The sequence below is a fragment of the Streptomyces sp. SCSIO 75703 genome, assembly GCF_036607905.1.
GTDB lineage: Bacteria > Actinomycetota > Actinomycetes > Streptomycetales > Streptomycetaceae > Streptomyces.
In genome coordinates this window covers 4,234,435-4,249,492 of the sequence record NZ_CP144555.1, presented here as the reverse complement: position 1 = coordinate 4,249,492, position 15,058 = coordinate 4,234,435, and the positions used below count along the sequence as shown (strand labels likewise).

11 protein-coding genes are annotated in these 15,058 nt (G+C 75.9%); 5 read left to right on the top strand and 6 right to left on the bottom strand.

Features of this window, described 5'->3' with window-relative positions; genetic code table 11:
* Nucleotides 1–200: 200 nt before the first annotated feature.
* Entirely contained in the window at nt 201–572 is a 372-nt protein-coding gene (locus VM636_RS18710; protein ID WP_030422599.1) for a DUF3499 domain-containing protein, read from the bottom strand.
* 343 nt (nt 573–915) lie between these two features.
* Here VM636_RS18710 and VM636_RS18705 point away from each other — a divergent pair, with 343 nt between their 5' ends.
* Nucleotides 916–1,365, top strand: coding sequence for a metallopeptidase family protein (locus tag VM636_RS18705; protein WP_030422600.1), 450 nt, complete (start codon nt 916–918; stop codon nt 1,363–1,365).
* 220 nt (nt 1,366–1,585) lie between these two features.
* On the opposite strand, the gene VM636_RS18700 is transcribed toward VM636_RS18705, so the two are convergent.
* From VM636_RS18700 to VM636_RS18690, 3 genes are all read right to left on the bottom strand, one after another.
* Nucleotides 1,586–3,193 (bottom strand): DUF5719 family protein, encoded by a 1,608-nt coding sequence (locus tag VM636_RS18700; protein ID WP_030422601.1) that lies wholly within the window; start codon nt 3,191–3,193, stop codon nt 1,586–1,588.
* Complete coding sequence (locus tag VM636_RS18695; protein ID WP_338485185.1) at nt 3,190–6,954, bottom strand: glycosyltransferase family 2 protein; 3,765 nt, start codon at nt 6,952–6,954, stop codon at nt 3,190–3,192. The genes VM636_RS18700 and VM636_RS18695 overlap by 4 nt, the downstream gene beginning before the upstream one ends.
* A gap of 227 nt (nt 6,955–7,181) precedes the next feature.
* Nucleotides 7,182–7,445: a WhiB family transcriptional regulator gene (locus tag VM636_RS18690; protein WP_003975777.1), complete on the bottom strand. Its 264-nt coding sequence runs from the start codon at nt 7,443–7,445 to the stop codon at nt 7,182–7,184.
* Nucleotides 7,446–8,225: 780 nt separating this feature from the next.
* Between VM636_RS18690 and VM636_RS18685 the strand changes: the two genes are divergently transcribed.
* The 4 genes from VM636_RS18685 to VM636_RS18670 all read left to right on the top strand — a co-directional run bounded on the left by VM636_RS18685 (nt 8,226) and on the right by VM636_RS18670 (nt 12,240).
* Entirely contained in the window at nt 8,226–8,747 is a 522-nt protein-coding gene (locus tag VM636_RS18685; RefSeq protein WP_030422603.1) for a cysteine dioxygenase family protein, read from the top strand.
* 130 nt (nt 8,748–8,877) lie between these two features.
* Nucleotides 8,878–9,837, top strand: coding sequence for a 2-phospho-L-lactate transferase (gene cofD, locus VM636_RS18680; protein WP_030422604.1), 960 nt, complete (start codon nt 8,878–8,880; stop codon nt 9,835–9,837).
* Nucleotides 9,834–11,144, top strand: a complete 1,311-nt coding sequence (locus tag VM636_RS18675; RefSeq protein ID WP_030422605.1) for a coenzyme F420-0:L-glutamate ligase — start codon at nt 9,834–9,836, stop codon at nt 11,142–11,144. Before cofD ends, VM636_RS18675 begins: the two co-directional genes overlap by 4 nt.
* An 82-nt stretch (nt 11,145–11,226) precedes the next feature.
* The gene (locus VM636_RS18670; protein ID WP_030422606.1) at nt 11,227–12,240 is read left to right on the top strand and encodes a DNA-3-methyladenine glycosylase 2 family protein; all 1,014 of its coding nucleotides are present in this window, start codon (nt 11,227–11,229) and stop codon (nt 12,238–12,240) included.
* Between the two features lie 142 nt (nt 12,241–12,382).
* Here the strand turns inward: VM636_RS18670 and VM636_RS18665 are convergent, their stop codons facing one another.
* Together VM636_RS18665 and VM636_RS18660 are read right to left on the bottom strand one after the other, a co-directional pair.
* On the bottom strand, nt 12,383–13,465 hold the full coding sequence (locus tag VM636_RS18665; RefSeq protein ID WP_030422607.1) for an NDP-sugar synthase: 1,083 nt from the start codon (nt 13,463–13,465) through the stop codon (nt 12,383–12,385).
* 139 nt (nt 13,466–13,604) lie between these two features.
* Nucleotides 13,605–14,951, bottom strand: coding sequence for a peptidoglycan recognition protein (locus VM636_RS18660; protein WP_338485184.1), 1,347 nt, complete (start codon nt 14,949–14,951; stop codon nt 13,605–13,607).
* Nucleotides 14,952–15,058 lie beyond the last annotated feature (107 nt).

Below are 15,058 nucleotides of genomic sequence, written 5' to 3'. Positions count from 1 at the left end.
CCCCGGTTTCCGCCATGCGAAAGTGATATCTCGCGATCCCGGAATGGTCGTGTCCGCGACAAGCGCGCGTCAATGGGTGTGCGGCAACGGATGCCGGAGCGTGGGGCGGGTGGGACGCGGGAGACACCGCTCACCAGGCGGAAGACCGCGGGGCGGCACCGGGAGGGGAAAGAGGTACGGGAGGTGGGCGCCGGCGCCGCTCAGTTGTCCGGCGAGCGCAGGACGCGGAGGTGACCCCGGCGGGCGACCTCCATCGGGTCGGTCCGCGGTCCGCCGCCCTCGGCGGTGCGCCGCTCCTGGGGGCGGGCCGCCTCGCGCACGGCGTTGGCCAGCGCCTCCAGGTCGTCGCCGCTGGGGCGGGCGGGGGCCGAACCGTCGAGGAGCCGGACGACCTCCCAGCCGCGCGGGGCGGTGAGGCGCTCGGAGTGCTCGGCGCACAGGTCGTAGCAGTGGGGTTCGGCGTAGGTGGCGAGCGGACCGAGGACCGCGGTCGAGTCGGCGTAGACGTACGTCAGCGTCGCGACGGCGGGACGACCGCAGGCGGTGCGCGAACAGCGACGTACAGGGCTCACGATGTTGGACGGTACCGCACTCTTGAGCGGGCCGCGACGACTCCCCCTCAGGTCACACCACCGTGTCGCCGTGTGAATCACGCCACACGCCCCGCGGACGCTCCTTCCTGACCTGCGTGGACGCCGTACTTCGGCGAACCGGACACGCTGCGGAGCGGTCACTAGTCGCTATAAAGGGGGCCATTTGCCGTGAGCGCCCCGGTCATGGAGAGGTACGGAATCGAGCCCAATCTTGGCTGGAATGGTCATCCTGCGACATGCGGTGCGGGCCGCCACGGCGGCGGGGGTGCGCGCGGCGCGCGCTCGGGCGCCCGGAGGCCGCGAGGACTACCCTTCAGGCGTGATGGACTCCCCCATGACGCCCCCCGCCGGCGGCCCGGGGCCCCGCCGGCGCGACCGGCACGGCCGGGGCATGCGAGGCCCGATCGCCCCGCCCCAGGTACCGCTCGCGGCGAGCCGCGCCGACCTCTTCGCGGACCTGGTGCAGGACTCCGTGGAACGGCTGGAGCGGCGGTGGCCGCAACTGGCCGACGTCGACTTCCACGTCCTGGAGGTGCCGCAGGCGGGCGGGGCGTACCCGGTCTGGAACGACGAGGCGGTGCCGCTGGGCGGCGTGCTGCCGGCGCGGGACGGACACCGCGCGCGGGTGGTCGTCTACCGGCGGCCGGTGGAGATCCGCAGCAAGGGCCGGGACGAGCGCGCGGCACTGGTGCACGAGGTGGTCGTGGAGCAGATCGCCGAACTGCTGGGCCTGACCCCGGAGACGGTGGACCCGCGCTACGGCGAGGACTGACCGCCCGGCGCGAGGCCCGGCCGCGGGGCCGGGCGGATCGGGCCGGGCCGGACTGGGAACAAGGTGCCCGGCCCGGCCGGACGGCGGGGCCGGGGGGCGGACCGGCAGGACCGGATGCCCGCGGGTCCCGCGGGGCGGGGCGGAGACAGTCGGGCGAGGCGGGGCACCGGCCGGCCGGCGGGCGGGGCGGCCGGCGACCCGGGTGCCCCGCCCGGGGCCGTCACCGGACGAGGACGGAGAGGTCCTGTTCGGCGTGCGGCACCGCGACCATGCCCCGGTCGTCCGGGAGGGTCTGGACGGTGAAGGCGGCCACGTCGCCCTTCTCCGGTCCCAGCAGCGTGCGGGCCGCGTAGACCGGGCCGCCGGAGAGCGGTTCGACGGTCAGCGCGTAGACGCCCTCCAGCCCCTCGGGGACGGGCAGTTCCACGTTCTGCGTCGTCCCGGCCTTGAGCGTGTACTCGCGTGAGGCCGCCGCGCCCCCGTCGCTGCCGGCGGAGGCGGTGACCCTGACCTTCGCGCCCTCGGCGGGGGCGGCCAGGGAGAGCCTGGTGGCCTTGGCGCGGTTGTCCGCGGCCGTCGCCCGCTTCCCGACCGGCCGGGTCGCCGGGACGAACGCCGACTCCTGGCCCTCGCCCTTGCCGCGCACCACCCGGGCGGCGGCCACCACGGGCACGGAGCCGCCGGTCGGCGTCAGCACCAGCGAGCCCGCCTCGTCCCGCATGACGTCGCCGAGGTCCACGCCCGTCGTCGTCCCGGCCTTGACGTGCAGCGTCTCGTGCCCGGCGGGCGTGATCGTCCCGGAGGGGGAGGCGAGCCGCACCTTCAGGTCGGCGTCGATGCCGCCCGGCGTGAACACCACCAGGTGCACCGCCGTGGCGTCCTCGGGGATGCCCGGCAGCACCAGCGAGCCCGACGGGTCGGTGGCCGCGGCCAGCCAGTCGCCGCCGGTCGTCTCGTCCAGGGACTGGACGGCGGCGCCGACCCGGCCGCTGCGCACGCCGATGTGGACGGTGAGGTCGGCCTCGCGCGCCTCGCTGAGCGTGGAGAGGAGGATCGGCTCGCTGGAGTTCGGGGCCACGGTGATGCCCTCGCCCGCCGTGGACTCCAGGGCACCGTCCTTGCCGTACAGCTCGATGTCGACGACGGCCGCCGAGTCGTCCGGGTTGGTCAGGTGGACGTAGTCGGTCCGGCCGCTCGCGGTGCTGACGCCCGGGAACCAGAACTCGGTGTCCGCCGGGGTGCAGGCGACGCCCAGCATGCCCCGGCCGTTGCCCGCGGTGACCTCCGTGGTCTGCTGCACGGTCCAGCCGGAGGCGTGGCTGCCGTCCGCGGTGCCGATGAAGGCCGGCGTCTCGCCGCCGGAGGCCGTGCCGGTGGCCGGCTTGCCCGGTGCCTCCGGCTCCACGGGGGGCTTCACCTCCCCCGCCGAGCCCTTGGCCCCGTCCTTGCCGTCCTTGCCGTCCTTCTCGTCCTTCTCGTCCTTCTCGTCGTCACCGGTGCTCCCGGAGTTCTCGTCGGCCGCTCCGTCCTCGGCCCCGGCCGCGTCGTCCGCGTCGGCCTCGGCCCGTCCGGCCCGCGCGGAGCGCAGCGCGGCGGTGCCCTTGGCCTCGGCGCCCTTGGTGACCGGCGTGAACGAGGTGTACGTCGTCTCCGCGAGGTCGGAGGTGCTCGGGGCCGGGCAGAGCAGACTGGTGCGCTCCACCGGGAGCCGGGCCGCCGCGCCCACGGCGTCCGCGCCGGAGGCGTCCGGCGAGGTGAGCGCCGCGAATCCGGTGACGGCGGCGAGCGCGGTCGCGCCGGCGATCAGGGACAGGGTCGTGCGGTTCACTGCTGGCTCCCGTCGGAACGCTCGTCGGCCGTGCCGTGGGGGTGCGGGGGCCGGGCCGGGTCGTACGGCGTGTCGTAGCCGCCCCGGCCGTACGCCGGGTCGTACCCGCCGTCGGGGGTCCGGCCGCCGTAGCCGTACGGGTCGTACGTGCCGCCCCCGTACTGCGTGCCGTCGTAGGCGCCGCCCTGGTACGGGTCCTGCCCGTCGTAGGGCTGCTGCCGGGCGTAGGCGCCCTGGTCGTACCCGCTGTGGTCGTAGCCGCCCTGGTCGTAGGGCGGGGCGTCCTGCCGGTCGCCGTACCCGTCGTGACCGCCGTGGCCCGGGGCCGGCTGTCCGGCGGTGTCCCACTCCTCGTAGGGCCCGGACTGCTGGGCCGGGACGGGGGCGGGCTCGCCGTGCGGGTCCACCGCGTGGGGCCCGGCGTCCGGGTCCGGGCCGGTGCCCGCCGGGACTCCGCTCGCCTCCGCCTCGGCCTCGGCCTGGGCGCGCAGCCGGCGGGCCCGGCGGCCCTCCCCGGCGACGGCCTGCTCGGGCACGGCCGGCTCCTCGGGCAGGTCGTCGTCGACGTCGCGGCGCCGGCCCGGCAGGGCGAGCACGACCAGGACGACGGCGAGGCAGCCCTGCGTCCAGAGCCAGACGCCGTGGGTGAAGGGGGCCTCGTAGGTGACGTCGAGCTTGCCGCCGGTCTCGGGGAGCCGGAAGCCCTGGGCCCAGCCGTCGACCGTGGTCGGGGTGAGCGGCTTGCCGTCCAGGGTGGCAACCCACCCCTCGTCGGCGCTGTCGGCGAGGCGCAGCACGCGCCCCGTGCCGCCCTCGGGGATCTCGGTGTGGATCTCGACGGGGCCGGCGGCGACGGGCTCGGGGCGGGCCGGGGTGGCGCCGCCGGAGCCCTCGGAGACGAGGGTGGCGCGCGCGACCTCCCGGTTCACCCGCCACAGTCCGCTGCCGTCCTGCTGGCTGAGGCGGCTGAGGCCGGGCGTGGCGTCGAGGACGCGGGCCACGTCGCGGGGGGCGCCCTTGCGCACCAGGACGTAGCGGACGGCGAAGCCGCCGAGCTGGCCGGCCTGGTCGGCGCCGGAGCCGGCGACCAGGTTGCCGACGACCTTGTCGAGGCGGGCGTCGCCGCCGGCCTCGGCGGCCAGTTCGGCGTCGCCGAGGCGGGCGCCGGAGCCGCGGACCAGCGAGTAGCGGACGCGGGCGGCGGAGTCGCTGTCGAGGACGAGGGTGCGGGGCTGGTCGCGGGTGCGGCTCTCCTCGGCGACGAACGCCGGGACCTGGACCGGGTCGCGGCGCGCCAGGGGCCCGTCGGCGCCGCCGATCATCCAGCCCGCGGCGGAGATCAGCGGTCCGACGGCCGCGGCGAGGGCGATCAGCGCGGCGACCGGCTGGCGCCAGCCGAAGCTCTCCTCGGCCACCCGCGACCGGGCGCCGTCTGCGCCGAGGGCGGCGGCCGAGAGCAGGGCGATGCCGTAGACGAGGGTGGCGGGGCCGGCCCAGGCGGAGGCGTTGGCCAGGACGGCGAAGACCAGTCCGGTCAGCGCGACGGCCCAGGCGGTCAGGATGCCCAGCCGGCGTTCCGAGCGCAGCAGGGCGGCGAGGGCGGCCAGCACGATGCCGACGAGGACGAGCCCGCCGACCGTGCCGGGTCCGCCGGGGCTGATCCCGAGCAGGTCGAGCGCGGAGGCGGCGGAGGCGCCGTGGCCGAGGCCGGCCTCGGCGAGGAAGCCGAAGGGCAGCAGCGACAGCGACCAGGGCGCGAGGACCAGCAGGGGGGTGCCGAACTGGGCGAGGAAGCGCGGCCCGTACGCCGCGAGGTCGGCCCGGCGCAGCGCCAGCACGCCGATGCCGAGGAGCAGCGCGATCGGCCACACCACGGGGGTGAAGGCGGTGGTGACCGTCAGCAGCAGCGCGTAGGCCCAGGTGGCCCGCCAGGTGCCGCGGGTGCCGTCCTCGTGGGCGAGGCCGGCGGCGGCGACGCCCGCGCGGGCGAGGAGCGGGAGCAACACGGCGAGAAGGGCGGTGCCGATGCGTCCGCCGGCCAGCGCGCCGGTGACGGCGGGCAGGAAGGCGTAGGCGACGGCGGCCCAGGCGCGCAGCAGCCGGGAGGTGACGAGCGGCCGGGAGGCGAAGTAGGCGCTGAGGCCGGCCAGCGGCACCGAGCAGACCAGGAGCACGGTGAGGGCCAGCCCGGTCGAGCCCAGCAGGATCGAGGAGAGCAGGGCGACGACGGCGAGGTAGGGCGGGGCGGAGGCGGTGCCGCCGGTGCCGACGGTGTGCCAGGCGTCGAAGTAGCGCGACCACAGTTCGCCGGCGCCGCCGGGGGCGGGCAGCAGGGCACCGCCGGCCAGCGCGCCGCCGCCGAGGAGCTGACGGCACGCCACCAGCGAGGCGAGCAGGAGCAGGGCGAAGAGGAGCGGCGCGGGCTTGCGGGCGACGCGCTTGAGCCGGGCGAACTGCTCGACCTCCAGGAAGTCGGCGTCGTCGCCGCCGGGCCCGGACTCGATGCCGCCGCCGTGCCGTCCGGCACCGGAGGCGGTCTCGTCGGAGCCGCCGCCCAGGTTCCCCGCCATCTGCTCGACGGTGACGCGGATGGTCGCGCCGGGCGGCGGGAACAGCGGGCGCAGTTCCTCCTTGCCGATCCGCGGGCGGCCCCGCTCCCGCCGTGCGGCGAGGACGCGTTCGGGCCGCAGCAGGACGCCGAGCAGGCCGCGTATCTCGTCCACGGCCTGGCCGGGGACCTTGCCGACGAGGTAGGCGAGGGTGCGCAGCAGGGTGCCGACGACGAGGCGCAGCAGCACCCAGGGCAGCGCCGCGGTACGGGTGTTGACGAGCAGGGTGTGGACGGCGCCGGCCTTGTCCACCTTGTGCGGGGAGGCGGTGGTGCGGCCCGCGCAGTCGACGGCGCGGCGTTCGCGGGAGGCGGCCTCGGCGTGGCGCAGGACGGCCTCGGGGGCGATGAGGACGCGCAGGCCCTCGGCGTGCACCCGCCAGCACAGGTCGACGTCGTCACGCATCAGGGGCAGCCGGCGGTCGAACCCGCCGAGCCGGTCGAAGACGTCACGCCGGATCAGCATCCCGGCGGTGGAGACCGCGAGGACGGAGCGGACGTGGTCGTGCTGGCCCTGGTCCTGCTCGCGGCGGTCCAGGCCGGTCCAGCGGCGGCCGGAGTTGGCGATGGAGACGCCGACCTCCAGCAGTTGCCGGCGGTCGTACCAGCCGCGGAGCTTGGGGCCGACGACGGCGACGTCGTCGCGGCCGAGTTCGTACTCGGTGTCGACGACGCGGAGGAGTTCGGCGAGGGCGTCGGGCTCGGGGGCGCAGTCGTCGTGCAGCAGCCAGAGCCACTGCACCGGTTCGCCGTGCGGCAGTTCGGGCAGGTCGTAGGCGTCGTCGCGCCAGGTGCGGGTGACGGGGTCCCAGCCGCTGGGCCGCTTCAGGTACGGCAGGTCGTCGGGGGTCGGCTCCGGCGCGCTGCGGGCGGCCTCCCCGACGGCCTGGCCGAAGCCGGTCCGCCGGGCGAGGTGCAGCACGCGGTCGTCGCCGAGCGCGTCGGTGACCAGCCGGGCGGAGTCGTCGGCGCTGCCGGTGTCGGCGGCCACCGCGTACTGGACGGGGCGCTCCTGGCCGAGCAGCCCCGCGAGCGCGTCGGGCAGCCAGCGGGCTCCGTCGTGGGAAACGAGGACCGCGGTCACCACGTGACGCGGGAACTCAGGTGTGGCAGCGAGGTCTTGCTGGGCTGCCGTGTGGCTGTGCACGGACATCGAGGTACGGGCCCCGGTTCGGTGGACTGCGGTGGACGCCCGTGACCTGTGAGGAGGGCCGGGCTTCTCGGACGAGCGACCACACTATCGGCTGGGCATGACGACGGCCCGCCGCCTGTGGACAAGCCACCCGCGACGGGCCGTTCCCGCCGGCGTACCGAGGGGGAGGTGGTGGGGTCCGCGCGCGCCGGCCCGGCCGGCGCGGGTGCGCGCGGTCCGGGTCCGGGTCAGACCGCGGCCTTCTTCAGCCTGCGGCGCTCACGCTCGGACAGTCCGCCCCAGATGCCGAAGCGTTCGTCGTTGGCGAGGGCGTACTCGAGGCATTCGGAGCGGACTTCGCAGGCGAGGCAGACCTTCTTCGCCTCCCGGGTGGAACCGCCCTTCTCGGGGAAGAAGGACTCGGGGTCGGTCTGGGCGCACAGCGCGCGCTCCTGCCAGCCGAGTTCCTCGTCCGCGTCGTCGACCAGCAGTTGCTGCACCAGCTCGGTCATGTGCGCCCCTCGTCTGTCTCTTCGCGTCCCCGTGATGTAGCCGTTACCGATTCCGGCTGAACGACACGAGTGAAATTACAAGTGTGCTGCTCCGGGCGAGTCAAGCCGAGATCTGCTATTGGGCCCCTTATTCACTCTGCGGAACCAAGGCCATGCGGAAAGTGTTCAAATCGGCATAAACCTTGACACCCCGACGAGCCCCGCCGGCGACCTCCGGCCCCGTCGTGCCCTACAGGGGGAGACGCGCCGGCGTTCGTTCTCGTTCCGACACACGGACCGAAGCGAGCCTGATCACAGCGAGATCACGGGATCGCAACGGAGGTCGTGTGCCCGGCTTGAGCGCCATGTGTCCCGCAACCCGTCTGAGCAAACCTTTCACCGGAGAGATGAACCGGATGAGGTGAAACATATCCCACAAAACGGTCGGCAAGTTGACACGGTGAGTGTGAGCCGCTGTCCTAGGGGGCATGCTCGCGAACTTGGCACACGCCTCGACCCGCCTCGCCGGGTCCCACGGTGCTGCCCGCGCTCGTCGTAGCTGTCGCCGTTCCTTCCGTACCGCGTGTCGCGCGTGTCCCGCGCGCCGCGGCCGTTGAGCCACCCGCTCCGGCCGAACCGCACCCGGTGATCCGGTCCACGCGACCGGCCCTCCCCCCGCGTCCCGCCCCACCCGGGCGCGCGCTCCCCCGCCCGAGGCGTGTCCACGGCCCGCCTCCCTGCTCTCCTCCGCCGCGTCTCCCACCGGCTTCCGCCCTCATTCGCCGAGGAACCACCCCACCCATGAACAGCGACAGCGACCTCCAGATCGCCGGCGACATCCTCGAAGTCCCCCACCTCCTCCAGCCCCCGCGCGAGCACCCGGCGACCGTCGCCGAGTTCGCCGGGCTGGCCCGCTCGCTGGCCGCCGACCGGTCCCAGTGGGCCCCGCTCGTCCGCTACGACGCCACCACCCGCTGGTACCACCGGCTGCGCACCGGCCCCGGCTACGAGGTGTGGCTCCTCTCCTGGGTGCCCGGCCAGGGCAGCGGCCCGCACGACCACGGCGACTCCAGCGGCATCCTGACCGTCCTGGAGGGCACGCTCACCGAGCGCACCCGGCGCTCCACGCGCGTGCTGGGTGCCGGCGCCCAGCGGGTGTTCGCCCCCGGGTACGCGCACACGGTGGTCAACGACTCCCTCGACGGCGCGGTCAGCCTGCACGTCTACCACCCGGGGCTGACCCGGATGCCCATGCACTCCCCGCAGTGCCCGGCCGCCGCGGCGCCGCGCGACACGGGCGCGGGCGCGGTGACGGCCGGCTGACGCGCGGGCGGCCGGGCCGGGCGCGTGCCGGCGCCGCCCGCGCTCGCGCGGCCCCGGCACGGTGCCGTACGGGTCCGCGCGTCGACGACTGGCCGACGCGTTGTCGGCGCCGCCTGCAAGACTGACCCCCATGCGCATTGTGGTTCTGGCAGGCGGCATCGGCGGTGCCCGTTTCCTGCGCGGTCTGAAGCGGGCCGCGCCGGACGCGGACATCACGGTCATCGGCAACACCGGGGACGACATCCACCTCTTCGGGCTGAAGGTCTGCCCGGACCTCGACACGGTGATGTACACGCTCGGCGGCGGCATCAACGAGGAGCAGGGCTGGGGGCGTTCCGAGGAGACCTTCCACCTCAAGGAGGAACTCGCGGCGTACGGCGTCGGGCCAAAGTGGTTCGGCCTGGGCGACCGGGACTTCGCCACCCACATCGTGCGGACGCAGATGATCGGCGCCGGCTATCCGCTCAGCGCCGTGACCCAGGCGCTGTGCGACCGCTGGCAGCCGGGCGTCCGGCTCATCCCGATGAGCGACGACCGGGTGGAGACGCACGTCGCCGTCGAGGTGGACGGCGAGCGCAAGGCGGTCCACTTCCAGGAGTACTGGGTGCGGCTGCGGGCCTCGGTCCCCGCCGAGGCCATCGTGCCGGTCGGCGCCGAGCAGGCGAAGCCCGCGCCCGGCGTCCTGGAGGCCCTCGCCGAGGCGGACGTCATCCTCTTCCCGCCCTCCAACCCGGTCGTGTCCGTCGGCACCATCCTCGCCGTGCCCGGCATCCGGGAGGCCATCGCCGACGCCGGGGTGCCCGTGGTGGGCCTCTCCCCGATCGTCGGGGACGCGCCCGTGCGCGGGATGGCCGACAAGGTGCTCGCGGCGGTCGGCGTGGAGACCTCGGCGGCGGCGGTCGCCGAGCACTACGGATCGGGGCTGCTCGACGGCTGGCTGGTCGACACGGTCGACGCGGGCGTCGTCGACCGGGTCGAGGCGGCCGGCATCCGCTGCCGGGCGGTGCCGCTGATGATGACGGACCCGGACGCCGCGGCCCGGATGGCCGAGGAGGCGCTGGCGCTGGCCCGGGAGGTGCGGGCCGCATGAGCACGCCCCCCGCGGACGGGTACCGGGTCTGGGCCGTCCCCGGACTCCCCGAGATCCGGCCGGGCGACGACCTGGCCAAGCTGATCGCCGCCGCCGAACCCGGCCTCTCCGACGGGGACGTGCTCCTCGTCACCTCCAAGATCGTGTCCAAGGCCGAGGGCCGCGTGGTCGAGGCCGCCGACCGGGAGGCCGCGATCGACGCCGAGACGGTCCGGGTGGTGGCCCGGCGCGGCACGCTGCGCATCGTCGAGAACCGGCAGGGCCTGGTCATGGCCGCGGCCGGGGTCGACGCCTCCAACACCCCCGCCGGGACGGTACTGCTGCTCCCCGAGGACCCCGACGCCTCCGCGCGGACGATCCGCGAGGGGCTGCGCGACCTGCTCGGCGTGGACGTCGGCGTGATCGTCACCGACACCTTCGGGCGCCCCTGGCGCTCCGGGCTGACCGACGTGGCGATCGGCGCCGCCGGTGTCCGCGTCCTCGACGACCTGCGCGGCGGCACCGACGCGCACGGCCACCCGCTCAGCGCCACCGTCGTCGCCACCGCCGACGAACTCGCGGCCGCCGGCGACCTGGTCAAGGGCAAGTCCGCCGGACTGCCCGTCGCCGTGGTGCGCGGGCTCCCGCATGTGGTCGCCGAGGACGACGGCGAGGGGACGCGGGCCCTGGTGCGCGGCGCCCGCGACGACATGTTCCGCCTCGGCACCTCCGAGGCGGTCCGGCAGGCGGTCACCCAGCGCCGTACGGTACGGGCCTTCACCGACGAGCCGGTCGATCCGGGCGCCGTGCGCCGGGCGGTGGCCGCGGCGGTCACCGCGCCGGCCCCGCACCACACCACGCCGTGGCGGTTCGTGCTGCTGGAGTCGGCCGCGTCCCGGCTCAGGCTGCTGGACGCCATGCGGGACGCCTGGATCGCGGACCTGCGCCGCGACGGCAAGAGCGAGGAGTCCATCGCCAGGCGGGTGCGGCGCGGGGACGTCCTGCGCAACGCCCCCTACCTCGTCGTCCCCTGCCTGGTCATGGACGGCTCGCACACCTACGGGGACGCGCGGCGCGACGGCGCCGAACGGGAGATGTTCCTCGTCGCCACCGGCGCCGGCGTGCAGAACCTGCTGGTGGCACTCGCCGGGGAGCGGCTGGGCTCGGCCTGGGTGTCCTCGACGATGTTCTGCCGGGACGTCGTCCGCGAGGTGCTGGACCTGCCCGGCGACTGGGACCCGATGGGCGCCGTCGCGGTGGGGCACCCCGCCGAGGAGCCGCGGGCGCGGCCGGAGCGGGACCCGGACGCCTTCGTCACCGTGCGCTGAACCACCGCGGCGGACGCGCCGGTCCGCCGCGGCGACCCCCTACTCTCGTAGGGACCCCCGCTCCCCAGGCCCAGGACCCTCCGTGGCAGGACGCTTCTCCCCCCGGCCCCCGCGCGCGACCCCCGTGTCGCCCGGCGGGCCCGCCGCCGTGCCCGCGCGCGGACGCGTGCCGCGGCAGGCGCCGGCGCCCGGGGCGGTCCGCGTGTGGGTGCCGGACGGGCCGCTGGAACCGGGGCTGGTGCTCGGCCCGCTGCGGCGCGGCCCCGGCGACCCGACCTTCCGGTCGCTGCCCGACGGGTCGGTGTGGCGGGCCAGCCGGACCCCCGCCGGTCCGGGCACGCTGCGGATCTCCGTACGCGGGGGCGAGGTGCGCGGCCAGGCCTGGGGACCGGGCGCCGGGTGGCTGCTGGAGCGGCTGCCCGCGCTGCTCGGCGCCGACGACGACCCCGCCGCGTTCGTGCCCCGGCACCGGCTGCTGGCGCTCACCGCGCGCCGGCGGCCCGGACTGCGGCTGACGCGGACCGGGCTCGTGCTGGAATCGCTGATCCCCTCGGTGCTGGAGCAGAAGGTCACCACCCTGGAGGCGTACCGGGCGTGGCGGCTGCTCGTGCTCCGGTTCGGGGAGCCCGCGCCGGGGCCCGCGCCCGAGCGGATGGCCGTCATGCCGGCGCCGCGTACCTGGGCGCTGATCCCGTCGTGGGAGTGGCACCGCGCCGGTGTGGACGACAAGCGGGCCGCCACCGTGCTGCGGGCCGTGCGGCTCGCCGCCCGGATGGAGGAGACGGCCGCGATGGAGCCCGGGGAGGCCCGGCGGCGGCTGGAGGTGGTGCCCGGCATCGGCCCCTGGACCTCGGCGGAGACGGTGCAGCGCAGCCACGGGGCGCCGGACGCGGTCACCGTGGGCGACCTGCACCTGCCGGGGATCGTCGGGTACGCGCTGGCCGGTGACCGGTCGGCGGACGACGCGGAGATGCTGCGGCTGCTGGAGCCGTACGCCGGTCAGCGGCACCGGGCCGCGCGGCTGGTGCTGCTCAGCGGACAGGTGCCGCCGCGCCGGGCCCCGCGGATGGCACCGCGCCGCATCGAACGCCTCTGACCCCGGCCGGCCCTCGCCCGCACGAGCGGGCCGGCGCGTCCGGGCCCCAACCCACTGGGCCGGTTGGCCGGGCCCCGGCCCACGCGGCCGGGCCAGTGCCCCGGTCCGCGGTCCGCGGTCGCCCCGCCGGACGGCCGCCCGCTCACGTGTCGGACGAGAAGCGCACCGAGCCCGCCGGGATGCGGACGTCGCACCAGACGCGGGCGCCGGAGCGGAGTTCGTTGTCGGCGCCGACGACCGCGCCGTCCCCCACCACCGTGTCGGTGAGGACGGAGCGCGTGCCGACCCTGGCGCGGGTGCCGACGAGCGAGTCGGTGACGACCGCGCCCGGCTCGATGACCGCCCCCGGCAGGATCGCGCTGCCGACGATCCGCGCGCCGTCGGCCACGAAGGCCCCCTCCCCCACCACCGTGCCGCCGGACAGTTCGGCGCCCGCCGCGACGGTGGCCGTGGGCAGCACCAGCCGGTCCCCGCAGCGGCCCGGCACCGCCGGGGACGGGGCCCGGCCCAGCACCAGGTCGGCCGAGCCGCGCACGAAGGCGGCCGGGGTGCCGAGGTCCAGCCAGTAGGTCGAGTCGACCATGCCCTGCAGGTGGGCCCCGTTCGCCAGCAGCCCGGGGAAGGTCTCCCGCTCGACCGAGACGGGGCGGCCCGCCGGGATGGTGTCGAGGACGGAGCGGCGGAAGACGTAGGCGCCCGCGTTGATCTGGTCGGTGACGATCTCCTCGGGCGTCTGCGGCTTCTCCAGGAAGGCGAGGACGCGTCCCGTGCCGTCCGTCGGGACCAGTCCGTACGCCCTCGGATCGTTCACCCTGGTCAGGTGCAGGGAGACGTCCGCGCCCGTCTCCGTGTGGGTGCGCACCAGGGCGCGGATGTCCAGGCCGGTCAGGATGTCGCCGTTGAAGACGAGTACCGGCTCCTCGGGACCGGAGTGCAGCCGGGAGGCGACGTTGCGCAGCGCGCCGCCGGTGCCGAGGGGTTCCTCCTCGGTCACGTACTCGATGTGCAGTCCGAGCGTGGCGCCGTCGCCGAAGTACGGTTCGAAGACCTCGGCGAGGTAGGAGGTGGCGAGCACGATGTGCTCGACGCCGGCCGCCTTGGCCCGCGCGAGCTGGTGGGTGAGGAACGGCACCCCCGCCGCGCGCACCATGGGCTTCGGGGTGCGCACCGTGAGCGGACGCAGCCGCGTGCCCCTGCCGCCGACCAGGAGGATCGCTTCTGTCACCTGTCGTCTCTGCTTCCTGCCGGACCGGCCGAACTCTCTTTCGACCGGCCAGTGTAGGCAGACCGCCGCCCGGCGCCGCGGGGGGCCGCACGGGGGGCCGCCCCGGGCGCGGCGGCGGTGGTGCCGCCCCGGACGGTGCTCAGCGTCCCTGGTAGGAGGCCGCGGTGGAGCGGGCCGTGCCGAGCTTCGCGTACAGCTTGGCGCCGGGGCAGTTCGTGGAGAAGCCGTCCCGGTGGCCGGAGATGGTGTCGAGCCGGACCTTGCTGCCCTTGCGGTACAGGTTGCCGCCGGCGGACTTCAGGGAGGTCTTGCCGCGCGGGTTGACGCCCTGGAGGCCGAGTTTCCACGCGGTGAGCCGGGCGACGGCCTTCACGGCGGCGGACGGCGGCTGGTGGGAGCCGAAGGTGCCGAGCACGGCGATGCCCGTGCTGTCGGAGTTGAAGCCCATGGTGTGGGCGCCGAGGACGGGTTTGGCGACGCCGCCCGCCCGGCCCTCGTAGATCTTTCCGCACTTGTCGACGAAGAAGTTGTAGCCGACGTCGCGCCAGCCGAGGCTGCGCACGTGGTAGCGGTGGATCCCGCGGATCACCGAGGGGGCCTGGGCGCAGGCGTAGTCGTTGCCGGTGGCGGTGTGGTGCACGAAGGCGGCGCGGACCTTCTTGGTGTAGACGAAGGACTTCTCGCGCAGTCTCTCGTCCGCGCCCCAGCCGTGGCGGGTGACGATGGCGGGGCGCGGTCCGATGTACCGCTTGGCCCGCGCTGCCGCCGGCACGCCGGTCGCGCCCGCGAGCCGGCTCTCGGTGGCCGCCCGGTCCAGGGCGGGGAGTTCGGCGGCGGGCGCGGCGGGTCCCGTGGGGGCGCCGGCCCGGCCGGAGGCCGCGGGCGGGGGCATGTCGTCCCCGGGGTCGACGAGTTCGAGGCGGAGCCCGGAGGGGAGCGGGGCGGCGGGGCCCCGGGTGTGCGGGTCGCCGGTGCCGTCCGCCGCGCGGACGCGGACCTCGACGCCGTCCGCGTCGCCCACCCACAGCGGGGCGGTGGCCCCCCGCGTCCCGCCCCGGGCGCTCTCCGCGGTGCCGGGGTCGGGGGCGTGGTCGTCCTGGTGGGTCTCCAGGTCCCGCCACGGCGACCAGGTGCCGCTGCCGGCCGCGCGGGTGCGGACCTGGACCTGGCCGTGCAGCGGGGCGTCCGGGTCGTCCCAGACGACGCCGACCAGCGAGAAGGGGCGTACGGACTGGCGGGGCACGCCCTGTTGGGCGGTGCCGGGGGCGCTCTGGGCGCGGTCGTGGCCCACCGAGCGCAGGGGCAGCGACTGGGTGGAGCCGGGCACGGCGGCCCCGTTGGGCGCCGTCGCCGTCGTTCGTCCGGTGCCGGAGGGCGTCGGGCTCGCGGGGGTCGCCGGGGAGGCCGTCGCGGGGGGCGCGGCGGCCGGCAGGGCGAGTGCGGTCGCGCAGGTGACGCCGATCGAGGAAGCAAGGAATCCACGCATGCCCCTGATCCTGAACATATTCGGATAAATCTGTCCATCCGGGATCTGACGGCCCGTAGGGTGCCGCCGCCCGCCCGGGTGGCCCGGCCGCTCGGTGCCGCGGGGCG